The sequence below is a fragment of the Nesterenkonia suensis genome (assembly GCF_054782935.1).
Genome location: NZ_BAAGRN010000009.1, coordinates 1 through 21,956, shown reverse-complemented (window position 1 = coordinate 21,956; position 21,956 = coordinate 1). Strand labels below are relative to the sequence as shown.

The following is a 21,956-nucleotide window of genomic DNA, read 5'->3' as shown; positions in this document are numbered from 1 at the left end:
ACCCTACGGCCAGCTCAGCATCCGGGGAAGGACCCTCCGGTACGGTGACCACATGGAGCGCACCCCGGACTCTGAAGCGCCCTCAGGTACCGAGCGCCGCACCGGTTTCTCCCTGCGTCGGCAGGCCTTCCGGTTCCCCAACCGGTTCGTCGACGTGCTCTTCTCCTGCCGACTGCCACCGATCGTGGGCCGAAGGGTCACCTGGACCGGACGCGGGCGATGCGGCGGCATGGCGTTCTCCGCGCTGGACCACTTCCACGCCGGAGCGGAGGTGCCGGCGTCGACGGCTGAGGACTTCCGCACGGCGGACGGGACCTGTCCGGACGTCCCACCGGATGGGCATCCGCTGGCCGACCACATCCGCACCCGTCAGCGCCACAGCATGCTCACCGGTTGGGGCGGGGCCCGCAATGGGCTCCGGTATCTGACGTGGAGCGCACTGCCCACCGGGTGGCTGATCCGGCTCACCCGGCGGGAGCTCCGGCGCGCCCTGGCCTCACTCGACGACGGCGTCCCCGTGGTCATCGGCCTGGTGAGCGTCCACTCGCTGCGCCCGTCGGCGCTGGGCCGCAACCACCAGGCGGTCTGCCACGGGTATCGACGCACCCCGGCGGGCGAACTGGAGCTGCTGGTCTACGACCCCAACCACCCCTACGATCCGGACGTCCCGGCCCGCAGCGCAGTGGTGCTCCGGCGGTCCGTGGGGGACGCGCCGTCGTCGCCGTATCAGTCCGGCGCCCCAGACTCTGGGCCCCGGCCCTGGCGCGGCTTCTTCATGGCGCGGTACCGGCCCCGTCGGTTGCCGACCGCGCTGCGCTGAGGAGCTGGCGTCCGGGTCCGCTGTCTGGCCCGGGAACCCGACCTGGTCCAGGGCAGCGTCATCAGCGCCCACACCGCAGCGACGAGCACGATCTCCCAGAGGATGTAGATCGGCCAGGGTCCCAGCAGATCCAGAATCGAGTCGCCCGGGGGAAGCGCGTTGAGAAATCCGTAGTTGGTGCCCAGCCAGGAGTTGAGGACCATCACGAGCCCCGCCCACGCCAGCACCGCCCCGTAGGCGATGCCGAAGTCCCGCCACGTCGGCCGGTGGCCCAACCCCCAGACGACCAGCAGCGCCACCAGCAGCACCACGATGTGCAGCCCCCAGTAGAAGGGGAACTCCACCGGGGAGAGCCGCAGCTGGCTGGGATGCGGAGTCAGCAGCGCCTGGGTGTTGAGCGTCAGCCCCCAATACCAGGTGATGGCCACCGCCCAGCGGGCGCGGCGGATGAGCGCGACCGCGGCGATGATGCGCAGCACGTCGGAGTAATGCAACGGCAGCGAGCGCCCGATGTGCCAGTTCTCCGGCAGCATCCACCAACCCATCCAGGCCAGCGATGCCGCCAACAGGATCCACCCCGCGAGCACTGTCACGCGCTGCTCCACCGGGTGACCGCGCAGGCGCCTCCCACCCCAGATCACGACGGCGCCCAGGACGGCCGCCAGCCCGAGCAGGGCCAGGTGCCGGGCGCCGAAGACCTCCGGGAGGGCGGCCGCGATCGCAGGGGTCACCTCTCCACTCTACGTGTGAGCGGGGCACCGACCCCACAGCCCAGAGCGCCGCACAGCTTCGCCCGCTCCCTGCGGAGGGAAGTGCACCCCGGAATCACGATCGCCCCGCCATGTCTGGTGAGGCAGACGTGATTCCGGGGTGCAGAACGGCCGGAGCTCCCGACGGCGACAGCGGTATCGTGAGCTTCATGACCGCGGAGGAGAGACCCGAGACCCGGTGGGATGAGCTGCTGACCCGTCTCGCACAGGATGAGTCGATCCTCGAGCAGACCATCCGCGAGCTGCGCGCCACTGTGCCTGGCTACGACGACGTCCCCACCGCCGCGCTGCAAGCCTCAGTGCGGCGGAACATCAACCTGAGCATCCGGGCCATCCGTGCCGGCTTCGACCCTTCCCGTGACGACGTCGCCGAGGCCGACGCCCTGGCCTCCGAGCGCCACGCCCAAGGCGTGCCCGTCGGCAGCGTGCTCGCCGGATTCCGCGTCTGCATGTCGGTGATCCTGCACCGACTGCTGGACCACGCCCCGGCCCACGGCATCCCCGCCGATCAGGTGCTGGACTCCTCCACTCTGCTCTGGGAGCTGGGAGACGCGTTCTCCGCCCGGGCCGTCCTCGTCTACCAGGACAGAGACGTCGCCCGCGCCCTGGCGGACTCCACCCGGCGGGCCGCCTGGATCGGTGACGCCGTCACCACCCGGATGGACCCCGCCGAGCTGGCCCGCGGCGCCGCGCTCTACGACATCCCCACCGCCGGCCCGCTGCGCGCGCTGGCCGCCGACGCCGACCCGGCGGAGGACATGGAGCACCAGCACCGCCTCCAGGACTGGGCCGAACGGGCCGACGTCCGGCTGCTCACCGCCGTCCGCGGCAGCTCATTGGTGGGGCTGATCATCGGCGAACCCCGAGCCGCCATCCGCCTGGACCAGGTCACCGCAGGAATCGGCGCCGCGGGGACGCTGGAGGAGCTTTCCGAGTCCTTCACATCCGCCTCCACGGCGCTGCGCGCCGCCGCCGCCGTGGGACAGCGCGGGCTGGTGGACCTCGAGAGCCTGTCCTGGCGGGCCGGGGTGCATGCCAGCCCCGAGGTGACCGCCATGCTCCGCGAGCGCTACCTGCAGCCGCTGGCGGATGCGGGAAGCTTCGGCGCGCATGTGCTCGAAGCCGTGGAGGCCTACCTGGCCCACCGGATGAACATCCCTCTGGCGGCCCGCAGCATCCCGGTGCACGTCAACACCCTGCGCTACCGACTCCAGCGCTTCGGGGAGATCGCCGGAGCGGATCTGGGCGATCTGGACACGCTGATCGAGGTCTCGTGGGCACTGGCCTCCCGGCGGGCCGACCCTCCGCGGAGCGGCGTTTCGTAGCTGGGCACAAGATCACCGCCCCAGCGTTGAACATGCCGATGTAGCCCAGGTCACAGCCCGCGGAGCATGCTGGTCCACGGCGACGAGATCGCGTCGTCCGACCACCACCTCCGAAGAGGAGACCTCATGATCCTGGGCATCATCGGCATCATCGTGTCCCTGCTGCTGCTGATCACGCTCGCCTACCGGGGCGTGCCGGTCATCCTGGCCGCACCCATCTCCGCGGTCGTCTGCCTGGTGTTCTCCGGGGCCCCGATCCTGGCTTCCTACACCGAGGTGTTCATGCCCGCGATGGCCGGATTCGTGGGCAGCTGGTTCCCGATCTTCCTGGTCGGGGCCATCTTCGGAATCCTGATGACCGTCACCGGATACGCGGAGTCCATCGCCCGCACGGTGACCGGCTGGATCGGCAGCCGCAGCGCCATCGCCGCCACCGTGATCACCTCCGCCCTGATGACCTACGGCGGGATCAGCCTGTTCGTGGTCGCCTTCGTGATGTACCCGCTGGCCCGCGAGCTGTTCCGCGTGGCGGACATCCCCCGTCGCCTCATCCCGGGCACCATCGCGCTGGGCATCTTCACCTTCACCATGACCGCTCTGCCGGGCTCCCCGCAGGTGCAGAACATCATCCCCGGGCAGTTCTTCGACACCGGAGCCTATGCAGGCCCCGGCGTCGGCATCCTCGGCGGTGTGCTGATCTTCGGCCTGGGCCTGCTGTGGCTGGAGCACCGGCGTCGCAGCCTCATCACCAAGGGTGAGCACTTCGAATCCCCGGAGTCCAAGAAGGTCATCGGAGGCTCCGCCGACGACGGTTCCCAGGTCACCACCGCGCTGACCCCGCCGAACCGGATCGTCCCCTTCCTTCCGCTGCTGACCGTATTCGTCGTGAACTTCGCCTGCACCCTGGTCATCTTCCCCGCCCTGGACTGGTCCTACCTGCAGGAGGAGACCTTCGGGTCCATCGCCTACGACTCCCGGGCCGGCCTGTGGGCCGTGATGGTCGCCATCGTCGCCGCCATCGGGCTGATCGTCGCCATGAACTTCGGCCGGTGGAGCACCTTGAAGATCGGATTCCACGACGGAGTCAAACGTTCCATGCTGCCGATCTTCTCCACCGCCTCCGAGGTCGGCTACGGCGCCGTCGTCGCCTCCGTGGCCGCCTTCGCCGTGGTGCGCGACTCGGTGTTCGGCATGGGCGCCAACGCCCTGGTCACCTCGGTGGTCACCACCTCCATCACCGCGGGCCTCACCGGCTCCTCCTCCGGCGGCATGACGATCGCGCTCAACGCCCTCGGCGGGGACCTGCGCGCCATGGCCGAGGCGGAGGGGATGAGCCTGGAGATGATGCACCGGCTGACCGCCATGGCCGCCGGCGGGCTGGACACCCTGCCGCACTCCGGCGCAGTGGTCACCCTGCTGATCGTGTGCGGGCTCACCCATCGCCAGTCGTACAAGGACATCGGTATGGTGACGCTTGTCATCCCGGTGCTGGTCGTGGCCGCGCTGATCGCCCTGGTCTCCGCCGTCGGCGGCTTCTGATCCGCACCCCACCGGTCTCGACGTCCGCCAGTCCCGACACCTGCCCGCCCCGATCCTCACCGTCATCCCCCAGGAGGAGATCCATGGACCCCCAGCCCACCCGCACCCCGCCGATCCCGGCCGATGCGCTGGCCGGACGTCGCGCCGTCGTCACCGGAGGCGCCTCCGGCATCGGGGCGGCCTGCGTGCGGGCCTTCGCCGCCGCCGGGGCCCATGTGACGGTCTGCGACCGTGACGGCGACGCCGCCGAGTCGCTGGCCGACGAGCTGGGCGGCCGGGCCTGGACCGTGGACCTGGCCGAGACCTCCGTGCTCGAGGATCTGGGCGAGGAGTCCGGAGTGCCGGACACCGACATCCTGGTCAACAACGCCGGCATCCAGCGGGTGTCTCCGCTGCACGAGTTCGACCCCGAGGCCTGGCGGTTCATGCACCGGCTCATGGTGGAGTCGCCGTTCCTGCTCATCCGCGCCGCGCTGCCCGGAATGTACGAGCGCGGGTTCGGCCGGATCCTCAACATCTCCTCGGTCCACGGGCTGCGCGCCAGCGCCTACAAATCTGCCTACGTGGCCGCCAAGCACGCACTGGAGGGGCTCTCCAAAGTCACCGCCCTGGAGGGCGCCGCCCACGGGGTGACCTCCAACTGCCTCAACCCGGCCTATGTGCGCACCCCGCTGGTGGAGCAGCAGATCGCCGACCAGGCCCGCCTCCACGGCATCGGTGAGGACGAGGTGGTGGAGCGCATCATGCTCACCGAGTCCGCAGTGAAGCGGCTGGTGGAGCCGGAGGAGGTCGCCTCCCTGGCCACCTGGCTGGCCTCCGACGCCGCCGGCATGGTGACCGGCACGTCCTACGCCGTCGACGGCGGCTGGTCGGCCAGCTGAGCCCTGCCCGCCCGATCGCAGATCACAGCAGAGAGCACGAGTCCCCGTCCACGAGTTCCTGAGGAGGACCCATGACCATCGACAAGACCGTGGCGACCGCCGCCGAGGCCGTCGCCGACATCCCCGACGGAGCCTCGCTCGCCGTCGGCGGCTTCGGCCTCTCCGGCAACCCCATCCAGCTCATCGAGGCCCTGCTGGAGCAGGGAGCCTCCGGGCTCTCGGTGGCCTCCAACAACTGCGGCGTGGACGACTGGGGCCTGGGCATCCTCCTGTCGGCCGGGCGCATCGTGAAGATGACGTCGTCGTACGTGGGCGAGAACAAGGAGTTCGCCCGCCAGTACCTGGAGGGCGAACTGGAACTGGAGCTGGTCCCGCAGGGCACCCTGGCGGAGAAGATGCGCGCCGGCGGCGCCGGGATCCCGGCCTTCTACACCCGCTCCGGCGTCGGCACCCAAGTGGCCGAGGGCGGCATCCCGATGACCTACGACGGCGCCGGCGGGGTCGCGCAGGCGTCCGCCCCGAAGGAGGTACGCCCCTTCCCCGTCCACGACGGGCGCGAGCTGGAGTTCGTGCTGGAGGAGTCAATCGTCACCGACTTCTCCCTGGTGCACGCCAAACGCGGAGACCGGCACGGCAATCTGGTGTTCAACAAGGCGGCCCGCCAGTTCAGCCCGGATGCAGCTATGGCCGGCCGCCTCTGCATCGCTCAGGTGGAGGAGCTGGTGGAGCCCGGGGAGATCGACCCCGATGCCGTCCATCTGCCCGGGGTCTTCGTGCACCGGATCGTGGAGGTCGGTCCGGAGATCGAGAAGCCCATCGAGAAGCGCACCGTCCGCAGCGACGAGAAGGAGTGATCCTGCCATGAGCAGCGACGTCAGCACCGAGTCCCGCGCGGGCTGGACCCGCGACCAGATGGCCGCCCGCGCCGCCGAGGAGCTGCCCGACGGCTCCTATGTGAATCTGGGCATCGGGATGCCCACGCTGATCCCGAACCACATCCCCGCCGAACGCACCGTGGTGCTGCAGTCGGAGAACGGGATCCTCGGAGTGGGCCCCTATCCCGCCGAGGACGCCGTGGATCCGGATCTGATCAACGCCGGCAAGGAGACCGTCACCGTGCTGCCGGGCGCGGCGTTCTTCGACTCTTCCACCAGCTTCGGAATGATCCGCGGCGGCAAGATCGACGTCGCCGTGCTGGGCGGCATGCAGGTGGCCGCCACCGGGGACCTCGCCAACTGGATGGTCCCCGGCAAGATGGTCAAGGGCATGGGCGGAGCCATGGACCTGGTCCACGGGGCCGAGCGGGTCATCTGCCTGATGGACCACGTGGCCAAGGACGGCTCCCCGAAGATCCTGCCCGCCTGCACCCTGCCGCTGACCGGCAAGGGCGTGGTGGACCGGATCATCACCGACCTGGCGGTGATCGACGTCGTCGGCACCGAGGCCGAGCCGCGCCTGCAGCTGGTGGAGACCGCGCCAGGCGTGAGCGAGGAGCAGGTGCGCGAGGAGACCGGCGTCGAGCTGGACTGACGCGTTCCGCCCCCGACGGCGCCGAAAGAGCGTACGATTCCGCCCCACCGGTCCTTCGCGCCGTCGTCTGCGCTGGTCGGTAGACTCTGCACGTGACCGACGCACAGAACACTGACACATCCCTCGCTCAGGCGCCGCCGCTCCCCGAGAAGGTCTCCGACGTCTTCGACCCCTGGCAGTGGCGCCCGGTGGAGGGCTTCGAGCTGACCGACATCACCTATCACCGGCGGGTGGAGCGCGACGTCGAGGGACGGATCCTGCGTGATCTGCCGGCGGTGCGCATCGCCTTCGACCGCCCGGAGGTGCGCAACGCCTTCCGCCCCGGCACGGTGGACGAGCTGTTCCGCACCCTGGACCACGCGCGGATGACCCCCGACGTCGGCGCGGTGATCCTCACCGGCAACGGCCCCTCGCCGAAGGACGGCGGGCATTCCTTCTGCTCCGGCGGGGATCAGCGCATCCGCGGCCGGGACGGCTACCGCTACGCCTCGGGCGAGACGGCCGAGACGGTGGACCCCGCCCAGGCGGGCCGGCTGCACATCCTGGAGGTGCAGCGGCTGATCCGCACCATGCCGAAGGTCGTCATCGCCGTGGTCAACGGCTGGGCCGCCGGCGGCGGGCACTCCCTGCACGTGGTGGCCGACCTGACGCTGGCCTCACGGGAGCACGGGAAGTTCAAGCAGACCGACGCCACGGTGGGCTCCTTCGACGCCGGATACGGCTCCGCCCTGCTGGCTCGCCAGGTGGGTCAGAAGAAGGCCCGGGAGATCTTCTTCCTGGCCCGGGAGCACTCCGCCGAGGACATGGTCACCGCCGGGGCGGTCAACGAGGCGGTGGACCACGGGCGGCTCGAGGAGGTGGCCCTGGAGTGGTGCTCCGACATCGCCGCCCAGTCCCCGCAGGCGGTGCGGATGCTGAAGTTCGCGTTCAACGCCGTGGACGACGGGCTCGCCGGCCAGCAGGTCTTCGCCGGGGAGGCCACCCGCATGGGGTACATGACCGACGAGGCCGTCGAGGGCCGCGACGCGTTTCTGCAGAAGCGTGACCCGGACTGGTCCAGCTACCCGTACTACTTCTAAAAGGGCCCTCCTTCCCTGTCATTCCGCGGGTACATGCTTCTACCGTGCACGCACCGTGCACAGGATTCGGAGGACAACACTTCTGTGCACGGTGCGGTGACGTGGCGAAAAGACCCCTCCCGTCGTGATCGCGTTCCCGTGCGGCCTTCGCACCGGGGATTGAAGTGACCCGAGGCGCTCATCTCGACGCGCGATGCCTTGTACCGATCAAGGCGCTGCTGGCGCTCGGCCTGTGCCTGGCCCACGGTGACGACACCCCGCCCTCCACACGTCATAGCCGCCCAGCAGCTGCAGGACCGTCGCCTCATCGAAGCAGCTCGGGGGCCCCGCTCACAGAGCATCTTCAGGAACTATGAGCAGGCCAGTCGCTACGGAGAGGGAATCCCGGGTGTTGTGTTCGCACTGACACACAGGACGTGGAACACCTGAGGGCACCCGGTCGCCCTCAGTGACAGGATCGAATACGCGCAAATGCCTAGGCCCATCCGATGCTGCAGTACGAACGCCATTTGCTACAGGGGCTACGGCTCAACAGGGCTGCCCGGGAGCGTGCTCGCATGTTCCCGGGCACTGGACAACTGGCAACTCGAAACACCACCAGGAGGGATTCGCCATGGACGCCATCATTGGGTTCTTGAATAGCATCAGCGCGGATGCATGGACGGCCGTATTCACCGGCGGTCTCTTCGTCACAGCCCTGGCGACAGCCATCTACGCCCATCAGCAGTGGAAGAGCTCCCGGGAGCACCATGAGGCGCAGGTACAAGCCCAGGCTGAAGCCATCCGTCCCTACGTACTTGTGACGGTGGAGACCAGCCGGGCTGCCTTCAACCTGTTCGACTTGGTCATCCGCAACATCGGCAAACGCCCGGCTGTCGACGTGGAGATCTCCCTGGACCCTGCACCCGTTCGCGCACGCGAGATGGATGATCCTGAGATCCAGATGCAGAACATGAAAATGCTGAACGAACCCATGTCTCTGCTGGCACCAGATCAAGAGATCCGCGCGTTCTACGACAACCACATCGAGCGCAGAGGCAGAGACGACCTGCCAGACGAGCATCTGGCCACAGTCACCTACAAAGACATGTCCGGCACCACGTACACGACAGAGTTCACTCTCGACATCTTGGCCCTGAAGGGAATGTCTCATACATCGGTAGGCACGATCCATGAGGTCTCCAAAAGCCTCGAGAAAATCACCAAGATCCTGTCAAGCGCGCGGATTCTCCAGCGCTCCCCTGATCTAGTCGTGCATGCCGTCACCGAACCTCGGTCACGGCACGAGTTCCGCGATCTCCAGGACCGCCAGGACTCAGCTCGACGAAGCCTGAACCTCGTGCAACAACTCACTCGAGGCCGAGAGAAGGGTCAATTCGAGCGGGATCTCATACGACGCGCCCAGGAAGAACAGGAGAGGCTCGTTGTTGAACCGCTCCAGCACGCGATTCTCCGATGCCGGAGCGGCCTCCGCTTTGCGTGGCGTTCGGCCAAGAGGCACGTGAGGCAGCCCGTCCGCCGCGGAGGATGATCCAGCCGTAGCCGAGAAGGGGTTCGCAGAGAGGCAACGTAACGCGAATCGGGGATATTTCGGCAATACTCTGCGTCCAGAAAGAATACTTCTATCACGCGAGCGTGGATATCCGCCGAAGCAACGGATCACTGGTTACACTCAGTCTTCATGACAACAATTTATGCCACTCAGGAGTGGTCTGGACACGGTAAGCAGAACTATTACTGGTACGAGTACCGGAGGGAAGCAGAAACCGTGGTCAAGTACAAGTGCCATCGACAGAAAATCTTCGACGGGGATGAGAACACCTGGCACACGGACGAGACCCAAGAGGAGTCCTGGTCAGTTGACGACTCGAGCCTTCCTGACTGGCTGAGGCAATATTTGTGATCGATCCCCTCCCACGTAGTCATTGATTTGAGTCTGGGAACACCGAGTGTCACCCGTGGACTGTACGTTGGTAGACATGGAGTACAGCCTGGACGCCATCGATGTGGAGTTCGACGTCCGCTCGGACACTCCCCCAGGCAAGGATCCCGACAGCCACAGTCCGACCCTGCGCCGGTATCACCAGATCCTGTGGAGCAAGCCGTTGCCGAATGGGGACCCCTTCACGCTCTCCACCGCCCGCCGCTATGCCTACCTCCACCACGAGTCGCACCGCGGCAGCTTCGTGCTCGCCAGCGACCGGATCACTCAAGGCCGCTCGTGGCGTCCTGCCGAGGCCGAGGAATACTTCACCGCTGAGCAGGCTGAGGCCTTCCGTGCCCTGGCCAATTCGGTGGCCGGGGTGATGATCTGGCCCGGCAACCGGATCGAACGCAAGATGACGATCAATGGAGCCCGAGGCTTCACCCGCAAGATCGCCGACCGCATGGACCTCACCCTGGAATGCGTGCGCCGCCACTACCGCAGCGAGCACAGCCCACTAACGCAGACCCTGGCCAGGTATTCCGACTTCTTCGACCTGTTCGAGACCTTCGACGGGTTCGTCGACTTCTTCCACTTCCAGGACCTGCTCACCGACACCGGCGAGGACGTCGCCTTCTTCACCGACTTCGACGACTTCCGCTCCAGCGGCAAAGTCACGGACCCCGAGGCCTACCCAGCCTTCCACCGGAGGAACGAACAGTTCCTGCAGGCCCGTCGAGAACGCATCAGAGCATCACTGCGCCACCAGTGAGATGCACCGGCCAGCACGTCGTATAACAGCCGTGAAGCGCCCTGTTTCTCAGTACCGGCGCTGCGCGTCGCTCCACGTGCCGGCGACTACGATCAGGGCATGCTGATCGCCCGCATCAACTTCCGCGTACGCTCCCAGGACGCTCGCGCGTGGGTCCTGACGGGTCTGACCGAGGAGCTCCGGCACTGCATGCCGGAGAGCGTCCTCGCCGCCATGACAGAGCACTGTCGCGGCGGGGGCCTCAGTGCCCGCCCAGGCGGACACAAACGCCTCCAGGCCCTCCCACTCGCCGACCTCCAGGCAGTCGGGATGGCAGTACGGGTCAGGTATGCCCCTCACCGCCCCAGCCGAAACCGGCGAGCATGAGGGTCTTCTCGCACAGAGAAGCAATACGAGGATAATACTTGTATACAGTGATTTAATCCCGTAGACTTGCTTCTTGTACGACTTGGTATTTATTAACGACCCCTCAATGCCCGTCGCCGTTGGCACGAACATCGCATCAGGAGGGGCCGACGTTTGGAGGTTGGCATGAACGACTCTCTTACCATCGACCTGGCGGGACTGACCACTGCGCAGGTCGGGCAGATCGTCGAAACGGTCCGGGGAATGCGATCCAGCACCTCTGCCCACGAGTTGGAGCCCGAGCTCCCCGACTGGCACACCGCCGAGTCGACGGGCTGGACGATCGAGCACGTCGAGTACCTGCGCGGCGAGCTGGCGGCGCGGGGCAAGCGCGTCCAGCTCGCCGCGTTCGAGGCGGCCCTTGAGAACGACGGTTACATCAGCCGCGGTGACCTGTACGCCCTGGCGGGCTACGGTCCGGACCGCAAGCTCAATAAATGGACCAGCCCGTTCCGGAGTATCACTGCCGAGCTGGTCGACGAACGCGGCCTGCCCGAGGGCGCGGCGCTGCCGATGGAGGCTGGCTACACCGACGCGCCGAGCTACCAGCAGACCCATGGTTTCGTGGTCGCGCCCGAGATCGTGAAGCTCGTCCACGAGCAGGGCTAGCGGCAACCGCGCACCAGAGGGCCAGGACCCCGAGACTCACCCCGCATGACGTCGCGGTCAGCAGCACTCGTTGAGCGCCCTGTTTCTCAGTACCGGCGGTGCGCGTCGCTCCACGTGCTGGCGACTACGATCAGGGCATGCTGATCGCCCGCATCAACTTCCGCGTACGCGCCCAGGACGCTCACGTGTGGGTCCTGACGGGTCTGGCCGAGGAGCTCCGGCGCTGCTTGCCGGAGAACGTCTTCGCCGCTCGATTCAACGAGACAGCGGTCGCCACGATCCTCGAGCTGGAGCTGCACATCGCCACTGAGTCCTTCGCGGAGGCTGAGACAGTCGCCCAGGCGTTCATCAGCTCCGCGGAACCCTTGCAGAGCAGCCGCTTCCGCGCCGAAGCCACGCAGATGAGCACCGGCATCAGCCCAGGCTGAGCCCCGGTGAAGGGGGACTTGCCTCACCGCCACGTGTCAGAGCCGCGGGAAGGCCTTGATCGCTTCGAACCGGCTATCGCCTCCGGCGTGCGCCATCGACAAGCAGTAGGTGGTCTGGAGAGGTTCATCCAGAACTGCTCTGTGGTCTGGAAGTACCGGGCAAGGCGTATGGCGGTGTTCGCGGAGATACCTCGCTCACCGTCGGTGATCCTGCAGATCCGGGTCTTGTCCACTCCGATGTCTTGTGCCAGCTGGTATGCCGTGATGCCCAGCGGCTCCAAGAACTCCTCGCGGAGGATCGCGCCAGGGTGAATGAGATGCGTCGTGCTCACAGCCCTCCCTTCACTGTCGTGGCCCGCTGCGGATTCACTCTGACCAGTTCGCCCGCGCCTGGGACTGCTCCCACAGGACAACGTTGACCTCGTCCTGGGACTGCCCGAGGTCGTTCAGCGTTGAAGTCTCGATTCCCTCCCAGGCGGACGTGAAGGCCTCCAGGTCCTCCCACTCGCCGACCTCCAGGTAGTCGGGGTGGCAGTACGGGTCAGGCATGGCTCCCTCACCGTCCCAGTCCTGGGGCCATCCCGCCGGCTGGCTCTCTCCATTGTGCTGCGCCTTCTCGGCCAACGCGTCCGCATCCTCACAGTGCAGGTGATGGACCTCGACGCCGGCACCCTCTTCGCCGTCGAGATACAGGATCTCAACCTCATCGCCGAGGAAGAGCATCTGACTCGGCCGGAAGACACGGTCCTCGGCAGACTCACGAGGACAGAACAAGACGACAACGTCATTCTCAGTGAAGACGGACCCGCCCTCAACGCGGTGGTCGTGACCGTCTTCCAGACAGTCGGGCATCTCTTCGCCTTCGGCGAGGTGCTCCTCAGACAAGGGCATACTGGCCGGCTCTGCCACGTCGATGTCGTCAGTCTGCGTTTCATCCTCGGCGCTGGTCTCCGGCACAGGTTCTTCCGCGGCCTCTCCCAAGGATGAGGCGTCTGTCGAGCAGGACGCGTCCATCAGGGCCACGCCCACAGCGGGGATCAACGGTGCCAGGGTTGTGATGCGCATGGACTCACCCTATGCCGGTAGCGCGTAAGTCTGCACAGGTGGAATGCCTGTCTGGTCCCGTCGTGGTCTCTGATAAGTGCCCTTATCAAGGCATGGAAAGCCGGGCCCGTCGCGTGAGTCGGTGAAACGACCATCGCCCACGCTACCCCACCCTGGGGTGAAGTAAATCTTCACCCTCTAACCTCATTGCTATGGACTAAAGCGCACCAGATGCTGGAACCAGTATCAATCGGAGGTCCAACCGCAGTCCGGGGGAGCAAAGCATGCTTAGAGGAGTAGACGAACGGGGCACACCTGATGCTGGCGCAGTGGAGGAGATTGCGCTCTTCAGCCCAGCATCTACCAAGCATCACTCTCCAGGAGCGCGGACGCACGCGACTGCCGCCGAGATCGCTGAAACCCTGTGCTCACGATGGTGCGACTTTCTCGGACGTCAACACAAGGAAGCCCTCAGGGATCTCACACGCCTTGGGCCTGAGTTACGCCAACAGCAGCCGGTCTTGACCCTCATACATATGCACTTGCGGAGAATGCCCGCCGACGACACCGATCCCAGTGCCACAACCCTTCTCGCAGCTCTCGATGAGGCTCATGCAGAGCTCAATACGTACTTGGGAGCTGAGCGCGATCTACTCGACCATGCCTCAGGATCGCCCAATCAGCTGGCTGTACTGGCGGGCTACCTGAGTCGTGGGTTGTGCCTGCAACGTGAATACGAACGGGCTCAACTCATCTGCGAGTACACGGAGCGCCAGCTCAGGAGTATCCCAACCCCGCATCGCCCGCTTCATAGCCAGGCTTCGATGTATTTTCACTATCAGTATGCTGTGGTTGCCGCCTCCATGAACGACCTTTCGGAGGCCCAACGCCAGAACTCCTTGGCCCAGAGTCCAGTGCACCCGGAGGCCCCAATCCCGTCGCTGGCACTGGCCGCTCAAGCGAACCACCAGCTGATCAGTGCAATTACGGGTGACGGCGAGGCAACGATGGCCGTTCGCGGGTCCGCTGCAGTCCTGCACGCAGCTGACGGACTCAATCTCGACCAGCTGCGGCAACTACCTGGGGAGCGCCCCTCATCAGACAGCGATAGCTTCCTCCAACCCCTAGACACGCTTGCGGAGCTCTTCGGAAGACTACTCAGGGGGCTGCCTCCCAGACCTGCCGGGATGCGGAGGCTGGAGAGCCCCCTCGAACACGATGTTACTGAACAGTCGCAGGTGATCCTCCTGCTCTCGGCAGGCCAGCTCGACCGTGCTGAGGAACTCCTCGAGTCGTGCTCCAAATCCCGCCCCCACACGGCGGCAAACACCGCACGCCTGGCGTTGATGCGAAATCAGCCGCACTCTGCCCTCCAGGAATTGCACCCGTCTGCGGAAAGCCTTCAGCTGACTCCACGCCAACACGCAGACCTCCAGGCGTTAAGGTGCGCGGCACTTATCACCATTGACTCTCGCCAGCCCCACGAGGATGCCCTGGCCGCCCTCGCGGAAGCTTGTGTCGAAGCGCGCACCGTGTTGCCACTCGCCCTGATTCCAGGCAACGCACGCCGACTCGTCGCCCAGCGACTCGCTTCCCACTGTCTGGCTCAAAGGATGGGGCGGCACCGGCTTGGCCTCCCTGACGATGCCTTGGAACGTGCCGCCTCAGTTCACACCGTTTTCGAGGCACAGAACTCTACAACTGCCCTATCCACCCGCGAGCGTGAGGTCCTGGCCCGCATGGCCGACGGTCTATCCCTGGCCGAGATTGCGATGGAACAGTACCGGTCTCTATCAACGATCAAGAAGCAAGCAATGTCTACCTACCGGAAGCTGGACGTCCGCACGAGGGAAGGAGCCGTCACACGCGCCCACCAGCTAGGCCTCTTGGGCAGCCATCTTGCGGCTGAGCAGACGACCCACGTCTGAGATCATCACTGGACTTCGAGGTCCATCTGAGGCCCAATTGCAGGACCATTATCTGCCACATTGCTCTCCAATTCACATTTGATATGCCCGCGAGTAGTAGTGTTTATTCATGCAGGACTCAGGACCAGTCATAAGCGCTACTGGAAAGCCCAGGTCCTGCAAGGAACCGTGTTGCGCTTTGCACGGATTCCGTCAACGGCCATTGGCGACGAATGGGAACGTCTCGACCGGTCGTTGCACAACTGAATAACGAGTCATGCTACGCCAGCGGTGGCCTGCACGGCTCATTCCTCACAGGCGGGGCCCGCATCTGCCAAGCACTACTGCTTGGGATTGTCACCGATGCGGGCCTCGCCATATCCAATAGAACGGCTCACTACGATACGCGAACGGAAGCGATGACGGTGCTGATGATGGCTCAGTCCTCGAGAGTGGAGCTGCTGAATAGATGGATGACATCTGAGTATGACATGCCCGCGGGGCGCGCCTGGAAGGATGGCAACATGCCCGCCCCATCCCTAACCGAAGGATTTCCGCTATGACGTCATTCGCGGTACTGAGAACCGTGAGCCCGGCGTGACGATCGAGCAGATCGCCAAGAGGACTTCGGCGTTCATTCCAAGACGCTTTAGAAGTGGCTCCATCATACCCGCGTCGAATGCGACGATAATGCAACATCCAACGCGATGCCGTCATTAGCCCAGGCCGATCAGCTGCGTGAAGCGAACCGACGGATCCGTCTGCGCGAACCACAGAACGAAGTCCCACAGCCTCGCGGCGGCGCATCTCTGGCAGGCGCACCTGCCGCCAAAGAGGATCTTCCCGCTCGTGACAGAACTCGCCGATGATGGTCCCCGTCACGGTGACGTGCCGGTGTTGAAGCACTCCCGTCAACCCTATTGCCGCTGGCTGGCCAGTCTTGTCACCACTGCGGAGCTGGCCCAGGCGTATCGCGCGAACGCGCTGCTCGACGCACCTCTTGACGATCCCGAGTCCGGGCATCGCTTCCTCACCGACGAGACCTTCAGCAGACCCTGACGTGAGTGAGGCGATCTCGGCCCGGACGGCGTGAAGGATCACATTTGAGAATGGCTGGCGGTCGGCGTTCGGGAACAGGAGTGCCCGCGCGAAGGGCATCGAACCCGGCCCGCCGGTCCATGACAACCTGGTCGAGTGCGAGCTCACGGCAGAAGTGTCTAACCGGCCGTGGCTTACCGATATCACCGCGCACACCAGGGGCGAGGGCAAGCTCTACCGCGCGATCAAGGACGCTTTCTCGGGCCGGATCGACGGGTACTCGATCGACGCTTCTGAGCGACGCGGGAGGATCTACGCATCGCGATCCTCACTTGGATCGAGCGCACATAACCGGCGTCGGCGGCAGGCACGGCTGGGGAGGTAGACCCTGGGCGAGCTCGGGGTCACGACGAGACCGCCTATGGCCCACGCCAATTGGCCGCTGCCTCCCATCCGTACAGGAACCCCGTCCGGGAGGGCTCTCCGTTGAGGGTAAAGACTTCGGCGTGGCGGATGCCTCAAGCCCCATAGCTCCTGTGGCGATCAGTCGCCAGCCACCCTGGCCCCGGTGAAGTTCAACAACGTCATACCTTCTTACACCAGGATGGCGAACCGCGGCCGACGTCGCTGAACGCCGTCGACCGCGGCCCAAACCTCGACAGGCGAAGCCTCAGAGGGAATCACCTCTGATCTGCCAGGCCCCTGTTCCCGGAACGCCCGCCACGGCCTGGGAATGATGTATTCCCGACGGGACGCCCGTTGAAGGTCATCCTGAGCTTGTGCTCAGATCCACCAGCGTCGGTAGTACCGAATCGAATAGGTTCCACGGCCACCCGTCCCATCAGGCGGCTCACTGCAAGCAATGTCGTCCCGGCTATGACAGCGAGCAACGCGACCACGAGACTCTGAGTCGCGGTGCCGGCAAGCGCACCTGATGCTCCCGTGGTAGCGAGCGCTTCATTACTAGGAGGAGTGTATCCCATATTTTTCCTTTCATTTCATGTTGAATACCATTCTCCGCGTCTCCTGCGGATATGGTCGAAGAGAGCGCGCGAATATACGGCCACGAGAAGGACCGAATATGCAAGCTCTGGAATATATAGTGATGCAATGACTCTATAATGCCAACCCATCGACCATACTGTCGCAACTCTCTCGAATATATGAATTACAAGAACAAGGACGATAAGTTGCATAAACAGGGTCCACTGGGGGTTGAATCCGAGGATGCTGATAGCTGCAACATTGACGATGAGGACAAGCGCGAGGACCAGGAGAGACGAAAGAAGACCGGCCTGCTGCCTCCAGTACGTCCAACGCATGTGCCAGGGCATCAGCAGGCCATAGTTCCTGACATTATCCAATGCGCCGAGATACCATCTGTGCCGCTGCCGGTAGAGATCACGGATGCTCTCCATGACATCGGTCGTGCTCGTGACCCCAGGAGCCAGGCATGTCCAACCCAGGGTCTTCAATGCCAAGGTCAGCTCATTGTCTTCAGTCAGGGAAGCAGTGTCGTAGTAGCTCTCACCGCGCGGCAGGAGGGCCCCGTCCAGCCTCTCGTTCCTGACTTCTTGGATCGCCTGCCACCGAATCATCGACGCCGTGCCGCTCAAGACGAGCGCGTTATTGTCCCGCTGATGGATTTCACGCCGATAGCGGTGAAACTCCATCTGCTGCATCCGGCCGAGCAATGTGCTGGCAGGGCGTCCAAGGAAGACCGTTCCGACCGCCCCAACTTCTTCGCGGGCAGCCAAGGTCTCCAGTGCCACCGTGGCAAATCGCCTTTCGACCAGCGTGTCGGCATCCATGATCATCAATGCGTCTTGACTGCGCAGCGACGGCTCGAGGAGCTCGATGCCGAAGTTGAGCGCTCCGGCCTTCTTGTCGCGGTTCTCCTCCATGATGACGACTTGCGCACCGGCGCTTCGGGCCTCTTCTGCGGTCGAGTCCGTCGTGTTATTGACAACCACCAGCACCAGTGAGGGTCGAGGAACCATCTGCTGAGCGCTTCGTATGGTGGCGGCTACGCCCTGCTCCTCGTTCCTTGCCGCGATGAGGACCACATAGCGCATCGGACGCATCGTTGATGATTGACCCTGGCTCCGCTCCGGCCCATGAGCCTGCCCGGAATCCCCTGGGCAGACTAATGGCGTCTGCTCCTCCACTATTCACCCGCTCTTACTGTGACCAGAATCGACGCTTTACCCCACCAGACTCAGTGCCTGCGCAGTTGATTATCAAGCTATTTCTGACAATCTCACCCCAGATTGTTATGAGTTCACCCCCGGACTAGTACCTGTCATGTGCTAGCTTGCGATCGAGGAGTTTATGCTGGCACTCTCAAGCAGGACAGATCACTGTGTAGTGAATTACGAGTAGATTCAGAAATGGTTGCACGTTTTGACTTATACCTTGCCTCGATCCCAGGGTTGGTCATGAGCCGCTCTACACAGGAAGCCGATGTCGTTGCCGGTATCCTGAAGCGGCCTCGCCTCCTCGACCAACTAACGACTCGAGACATACGCCTCTGTGTGCTGCAGGGGCCCATTGGCAGTGGAAAGTCTGCGTTGCTGGACAGCTGGTTCCACGAGCACTCTGCTCCTCAGTCCGTGGCCTGGGTGACGCTCGGCAGGGATGCATCAACGCGTGAGGCGTTCTGGGCAATGGTGCAGGACGCGGCCAGCCAAGGAATCTCCTCCCTGACGGCAAAAACTGACTGGGGTGGCGATAATGGCCGAACGAATTCACCTGTGAACGCGGCAAGGACGCTCAGGAGCGCCCGAATCGACACGCTTGTCATCGACGCCTACGAGCACCTTGGCTCGTCCATCCCCCAGGTCGATCGCGAGTTGTGCCAGCTACTGGAGCTCCTGCCCCCGCTTCGGGTCATCATTGCAGCAAGGTGTACGACCACGCTTCAGAGGCACGAAGCCGACCAGCCGGATCGCGTGAGGGTTTCCGGACCCAGTGAGCTGCAGTTCACCCTGGATGAAGTTCGGCAACTGCTCGGTCATTGCGGCATCTCGACCTCAGAGGAGACGGCCCGCACTGTCCTCCGAGCATCCGGGGGTCTTCCATTGGCCGTCGACTCCCTCATACAGGTTCTGTCGCAACTCGAAACCGCGCACCAGGTGCACACCGGAGAGTGGATGGACGTCATCGCCAAGCGCCTCGAAGCTCAACTCCCCCCAAGTGTCACGCCACAACTCCTCGCCGACGCCTGCATCCCTCCGTATCTAGACAACGACCTGGCAGCTCGCATATTCGGCAGCAGCACGGCAAGACTCTTGATGGACTCCCTCGAGCCCAACGGTTTCGGCAGCTGGGTGACACACGCCCATCATCGGCAGGTTTTTCGTTTCGTTAAGGTAATTCGTGATGCCTTTTACCAGAGGGCACAGCGAGATCCAAGGCGACACAGGAGAGTTTCTTCGATCGCCGCCACCTGGGTTCTCGACACCGAACCGGTCATAGATCACGCGCTGTCGCTGGCGATCGATGGAGGAGACTATGAACTCGCCGACAAGATATTCGCATCTCTGATCATTAGAGACTCCGAAACGTACACGACCGACCGATTCTTGCCGACACTTCAGCGCGTGCCGCGGAAACTGCTGCCTGACTATCCCATGCTTGCCTTCGGGCTAGCACTGTCCCTGAACTCCAACCCGCTACTGCGTGGCGAGGCTTCAACAGCCTTTGCGATCGCGGCCGACGCTTCAGTCAGCAGAGTGTATTTCAATGCAGAAGTAGATTCCGTCTCGCTGGCAGGCATGCGGGCAGTCTCCAAGCGACTGGGCGGCGATTATGACGCCTCTGGAAGGGAAAGCCTCAGTGCGCTTGACCTCTACTACAGGTTGACGCCTTCCGCTATGGAAGGGTACGAGGATCACCTGAGCATAGTTCTGCGTGAACTCGGATACTCGTTGCTGCAGGCGGGCATGACTGATGACGCCCTCTCTGCATTTGCACAATCTGTAAGCCTCAGTCGGGCACCTGAATCCAGGAACAGCGCAACCGCACATACCGCCGGCGCGCTTGCCTTTGTGGGCAACATGCGCCTTGCGGCAGCCATGGAAGAGCCCGACCAACGTGGAGCATGGTCTACAGATCACCAGCCAAGGCGGACAGAGGCCATGGGAGTGCTCGCCAGGGCCTTCACTCACCTCGATAGCTTCAGGTTCGACGCGGCGCTGGACGAGCTTCAGAAGGCAGCCGATGACATTGCAGTTGCAGAATCGTGGCCGTTTCTAGCTCAAGCCTCGCTGATCGCGCACCAAGGTCTTGGGCAGGGCGAAGCGGAGGCTGCGCGCATCTCCAGGGACCTACTGCGACCATCGGCATCCCCCGGCGTGGGCAGCAACAGTGCCACTGAGGCGCTTAGGGCCACACTGGCCAGCGCGTGGCTCAGCGTCGGCAACACACGCGCAGCCAGGGAAGCTCTGGAGCCTGTACACACTAAGAGCCCCCACACATCTGCGGCCCGAGTTCTCCTGGGACTCTCTGAGCAGCAGCGGCCGCCGAGCATGGAGCATATCGAAACGCTCGTAGAGTTGCCGGGGCACACGATCCGTACTCTGGCACATGCCAAGCTTGCGTCCGCGTGCGCGTCCCTGCACTCCGGGGACGGAATGAGAACCTGGAAGTGGCTCAGCGCTGCCGCCGTGGACTGGGCAGCCCATGGGGTGCGTTCCAATGTCATTTTCATCCCCCCGAGGGACCGACTTGAACTACTGAGCCTCGCGCACGATCGCAAGGCGAAGTCAGTGATTGAGTTTCTGGAGTTTGACACCCCATATAGCAATCGTAACGATCACAATACTTTCATCACCCAACGTGAACAAGACGTACTAGAATCATTGGTTTCGACCGACCAGGTTCAAGAGATCGCAAGGGAACTTTATATATCGCGCAACACCGTCAAGACGCACCTTCAGAACATATACCGAAAGCTCGGAGCCACGACGCGCGAGTCGGCACTACGTAACGCAGCCTCACTCGGTATCCTCCCTCCCCCTGAATGAACGCCACAGTGAACTGCAATGTCACAGAACATCACCGATAGTGGTGTCTCGCCCCATCCTGACTCACGGGACGCCGCCAAGCAGAAGCGTCCCGGAAACGCTCGCAGCCTCCGATCTCAGGATTCAAGGCTCTAGGAACAGCACGTGCGGAGTGCGCGTCCGGGGCTGCAGAAATCAATGCCGTGGATGAGGGGCCGTCCCTCACCTCCTCGCTAACGCGTCACCGCCCTGTGAGACTGGAATCCATGAGTCGCCGCGACCGGACGCCAGGGACCACCAAGCCTGTCGAATCTCCGTCAGATCAACCTCCTGAACCGTCGGATGAGCTCAGCACCTCGCCAGAGGCGCTGCTGGCCAGCCTCGGGGCTTCAGACAATGTGGTAACCATTGCGGATCCCACCCCGTCCGTGCGGGCTGCTTGCCGTAGGACGATCCACCGAACGAACGCAGAGCGCCTCGTTCCCGAGGGATTCACTCTTCGGTACACCGGGCGGGATCACGGAGACATGACCATCCAGCTGGTCCCTCAGGCGGAGGACTCAGCTGCCGCTAATGAGACTGAACCTATCGCTGTGCCCTCAGTACTGGGGGAGCCCCATCCGGCAGTCGCCGAGCTGCGTGATCATCGGCCCGAACTGCTCGACGTCAGCGAAGCCGAGCGTGATCGCGCGCTCTTGATCCTGCAGGCCATCGCATCAGAGTGTGAGTGAAGCGCCCCAGGTTTGATGCCGCATCTTTTCAAGCTGAAAGGATGTAGCCATGCCTCGTCGAATCGATCCCGCTCTGAAGGAGCGCGCTGTCCGTCTGGTGCTGGACCACCAGTCCGAATACTCCTCCCGCACCGCGGCCATCAAGGCT

21 protein-coding genes are annotated in these 21,956 nt (G+C 64.2%); 16 read left to right on the top strand and 5 right to left on the bottom strand.

Features of this window, described 5'->3' with window-relative positions; genetic code table 11:
- Positions 1-52: 52 nt before the first annotated feature.
- On the top strand, positions 53-820 hold the full coding sequence (locus ACYVKI_RS08705; protein WP_460689961.1) for a hypothetical protein: 768 nt from the start codon (positions 53-55) through the stop codon (positions 818-820).
- Here the strand turns inward: ACYVKI_RS08705 and ACYVKI_RS08700 are convergent.
- Positions 727-1,551, bottom strand: a complete 825-nt coding sequence (locus tag ACYVKI_RS08700) for a YwaF family protein (protein ID WP_460689960.1) — start codon at positions 1,549-1,551, stop codon at positions 727-729. The genes ACYVKI_RS08705 and ACYVKI_RS08700 overlap by 94 nt on opposite strands.
- A gap of 188 nt (positions 1,552-1,739) precedes the next feature.
- Here ACYVKI_RS08700 and ACYVKI_RS08695 point away from each other — a divergent pair, with 188 nt between their 5' ends.
- The 9 genes from ACYVKI_RS08695 to ACYVKI_RS08655 all read left to right on the top strand — a co-directional run bounded on the left by ACYVKI_RS08695 (position 1,740) and on the right by ACYVKI_RS08655 (position 10,640).
- Positions 1,740-2,915 carry a PucR family transcriptional regulator gene (locus ACYVKI_RS08695; RefSeq protein ID WP_460689959.1) on the top strand — a complete coding sequence of 392 codons (1,176 nt, stop codon included), beginning with the start codon at positions 1,740-1,742 and terminating at the stop codon, positions 2,913-2,915.
- A 126-nt stretch (positions 2,916-3,041) separates the two neighbouring features.
- Entirely contained in the window at positions 3,042-4,454 is a 1,413-nt protein-coding gene (locus tag ACYVKI_RS08690; RefSeq protein ID WP_460689958.1) for a GntP family permease, read from the top strand.
- Between the two features lie 83 nt (positions 4,455-4,537).
- Positions 4,538-5,335, top strand: coding sequence for a 3-hydroxybutyrate dehydrogenase (locus ACYVKI_RS08685; protein ID WP_460689957.1), 798 nt, complete (start codon positions 4,538-4,540; stop codon positions 5,333-5,335).
- Between the two features lie 71 nt (positions 5,336-5,406).
- Entirely contained in the window at positions 5,407-6,189 is a 783-nt protein-coding gene (locus ACYVKI_RS08680) for a CoA transferase subunit A (RefSeq protein WP_460689956.1), read from the top strand.
- Positions 6,190-6,196: 7 nt separating this feature from the next.
- The gene (locus ACYVKI_RS08675; RefSeq protein WP_460689955.1) at positions 6,197-6,865 is read left to right on the top strand and encodes a CoA transferase subunit B; all 669 of its coding nucleotides are present in this window, start codon (positions 6,197-6,199) and stop codon (positions 6,863-6,865) included.
- A 92-nt stretch (positions 6,866-6,957) separates the two neighbouring features.
- Entirely contained in the window at positions 6,958-7,944 is a 987-nt protein-coding gene (locus ACYVKI_RS08670) for a 1,4-dihydroxy-2-naphthoyl-CoA synthase (protein WP_460689954.1), read from the top strand.
- A 613-nt stretch (positions 7,945-8,557) separates the two neighbouring features.
- Positions 8,558-9,475 carry a hypothetical protein gene (locus ACYVKI_RS08665; RefSeq protein WP_460689953.1) on the top strand — a complete coding sequence of 306 codons (918 nt, stop codon included), beginning with the start codon at positions 8,558-8,560 and terminating at the stop codon, positions 9,473-9,475.
- A gap of 150 nt (positions 9,476-9,625) precedes the next feature.
- Positions 9,626-9,847 (top strand): hypothetical protein, encoded by a 222-nt coding sequence (locus ACYVKI_RS08660; RefSeq protein WP_460689952.1) that lies wholly within the window; start codon positions 9,626-9,628, stop codon positions 9,845-9,847.
- Between the two features lie 76 nt (positions 9,848-9,923).
- The gene (locus ACYVKI_RS08655) at positions 9,924-10,640 is read left to right on the top strand and encodes a DUF6994 family protein (protein ID WP_460689951.1); all 717 of its coding nucleotides are present in this window, start codon (positions 9,924-9,926) and stop codon (positions 10,638-10,640) included.
- A 48-nt stretch (positions 10,641-10,688) separates the two neighbouring features.
- Here the strand turns inward: ACYVKI_RS08655 and ACYVKI_RS08650 are convergent, their stop codons facing one another.
- Positions 10,689-11,138, bottom strand: a complete 450-nt coding sequence (locus tag ACYVKI_RS08650) for a hypothetical protein (RefSeq protein ID WP_460689950.1) — start codon at positions 11,136-11,138, stop codon at positions 10,689-10,691.
- 33 nt (positions 11,139-11,171) lie between these two features.
- Between ACYVKI_RS08650 and ACYVKI_RS08645 the strand changes: the two genes are divergently transcribed.
- Together ACYVKI_RS08645 and ACYVKI_RS08640 are read left to right on the top strand one after the other, a co-directional pair.
- Positions 11,172-11,654: a hypothetical protein gene (locus tag ACYVKI_RS08645; RefSeq protein ID WP_460689949.1), complete on the top strand. Its 483-nt coding sequence runs from the start codon at positions 11,172-11,174 to the stop codon at positions 11,652-11,654.
- Between the two features lie 137 nt (positions 11,655-11,791).
- Positions 11,792-12,082 (top strand): hypothetical protein, encoded by a 291-nt coding sequence (locus tag ACYVKI_RS08640; RefSeq protein WP_460689948.1) that lies wholly within the window; start codon positions 11,792-11,794, stop codon positions 12,080-12,082.
- Positions 12,083-12,105: 23 nt separating this feature from the next.
- On the opposite strand, the gene ACYVKI_RS08635 is transcribed toward ACYVKI_RS08640, so the two are convergent.
- The gene (locus tag ACYVKI_RS08635; protein ID WP_460689947.1) at positions 12,106-12,414 is read right to left on the bottom strand and encodes a HigA family addiction module antitoxin; all 309 of its coding nucleotides are present in this window, start codon (positions 12,412-12,414) and stop codon (positions 12,106-12,108) included.
- Positions 12,415-12,448: 34 nt separating this feature from the next.
- Entirely contained in the window at positions 12,449-13,105 is a 657-nt protein-coding gene (locus ACYVKI_RS08630; RefSeq protein WP_460689946.1) for a hypothetical protein, read from the bottom strand.
- An 845-nt stretch (positions 13,106-13,950) separates the two neighbouring features.
- Here ACYVKI_RS08630 and ACYVKI_RS08625 point away from each other — a divergent pair.
- The gene (locus tag ACYVKI_RS08625) at positions 13,951-15,054 is read left to right on the top strand and encodes a helix-turn-helix transcriptional regulator (RefSeq protein WP_460689945.1); all 1,104 of its coding nucleotides are present in this window, start codon (positions 13,951-13,953) and stop codon (positions 15,052-15,054) included.
- A gap of 717 nt (positions 15,055-15,771) precedes the next feature.
- Positions 15,772-16,092, top strand: a complete 321-nt coding sequence (locus ACYVKI_RS08620; protein ID WP_460689944.1) for a hypothetical protein — start codon at positions 15,772-15,774, stop codon at positions 16,090-16,092.
- Positions 16,093-17,069: 977 nt separating this feature from the next.
- On the opposite strand, the gene ACYVKI_RS08615 is transcribed toward ACYVKI_RS08620, so the two are convergent.
- The gene (locus ACYVKI_RS08615) at positions 17,070-18,146 is read right to left on the bottom strand and encodes a glycosyltransferase family 2 protein (protein WP_460689943.1); all 1,077 of its coding nucleotides are present in this window, start codon (positions 18,144-18,146) and stop codon (positions 17,070-17,072) included.
- Positions 18,147-18,683: 537 nt separating this feature from the next.
- On the opposite strand from ACYVKI_RS08615, the gene ACYVKI_RS08610 reads away from it, so the two are divergent.
- Complete coding sequence (locus tag ACYVKI_RS08610) at positions 18,684-21,098, top strand: LuxR C-terminal-related transcriptional regulator (protein ID WP_460689942.1); 2,415 nt, start codon at positions 18,684-18,686, stop codon at positions 21,096-21,098.
- Positions 21,099-21,604: 506 nt separating this feature from the next.
- Positions 21,605-21,808, top strand: a complete 204-nt coding sequence (locus ACYVKI_RS08605; RefSeq protein ID WP_460689941.1) for a hypothetical protein — start codon at positions 21,605-21,607, stop codon at positions 21,806-21,808.
- The last annotated feature ends 148 nt before the right edge of the window (positions 21,809-21,956 follow it).

Bases quoted from the DNA above. Each gene is read 5' to 3' on its own strand.
- ACYVKI_RS08615 (WP_460689943.1), bottom strand. From the start codon at position 18,146: ATGCGCTATGTGGTCCTCATCGCGGCAAGGAACGAGGAGCAGGGCGTA.
- ACYVKI_RS08650 (WP_460689950.1), bottom strand. From the start codon at position 11,138: ATGTTCGTGCCAACGGCGACGGGCATTGAGGGGTCGTTAATAAATACC.
- ACYVKI_RS08690 (WP_460689958.1), top strand. From the start codon at position 3,042: ATGATCCTGGGCATCATCGGCATCATCGTGTCCCTGCTGCTGCTGATC.
- ACYVKI_RS08685 (WP_460689957.1), top strand. From the start codon at position 4,538: ATGGACCCCCAGCCCACCCGCACCCCGCCGATCCCGGCCGATGCGCTG.
- ACYVKI_RS08660 (WP_460689952.1), top strand. From the start codon at position 9,626: ATGACAACAATTTATGCCACTCAGGAGTGGTCTGGACACGGTAAGCAG.
- ACYVKI_RS08665 (WP_460689953.1), top strand. From the start codon at position 8,558: ATGGACGCCATCATTGGGTTCTTGAATAGCATCAGCGCGGATGCATGG.
- ACYVKI_RS08695 (WP_460689959.1), top strand. From the start codon at position 1,740: ATGACCGCGGAGGAGAGACCCGAGACCCGGTGGGATGAGCTGCTGACC.
- ACYVKI_RS08705 (WP_460689961.1), top strand. From the start codon at position 53: ATGGAGCGCACCCCGGACTCTGAAGCGCCCTCAGGTACCGAGCGCCGC.
- ACYVKI_RS08625 (WP_460689945.1), top strand. From the start codon at position 13,951: ATGTATTTTCACTATCAGTATGCTGTGGTTGCCGCCTCCATGAACGAC.
- ACYVKI_RS08645 (WP_460689949.1), top strand. From the start codon at position 11,172: ATGAACGACTCTCTTACCATCGACCTGGCGGGACTGACCACTGCGCAG.
- ACYVKI_RS08655 (WP_460689951.1), top strand. From the start codon at position 9,924: ATGGAGTACAGCCTGGACGCCATCGATGTGGAGTTCGACGTCCGCTCG.
- ACYVKI_RS08605 (WP_460689941.1), top strand. From the start codon at position 21,605: ATGACCATCCAGCTGGTCCCTCAGGCGGAGGACTCAGCTGCCGCTAAT.
- ACYVKI_RS08675 (WP_460689955.1), top strand. From the start codon at position 6,197: ATGAGCAGCGACGTCAGCACCGAGTCCCGCGCGGGCTGGACCCGCGAC.
- ACYVKI_RS08640 (WP_460689948.1), top strand. From the start codon at position 11,792: ATGCTGATCGCCCGCATCAACTTCCGCGTACGCGCCCAGGACGCTCAC.
- ACYVKI_RS08680 (WP_460689956.1), top strand. From the start codon at position 5,407: ATGACCATCGACAAGACCGTGGCGACCGCCGCCGAGGCCGTCGCCGAC.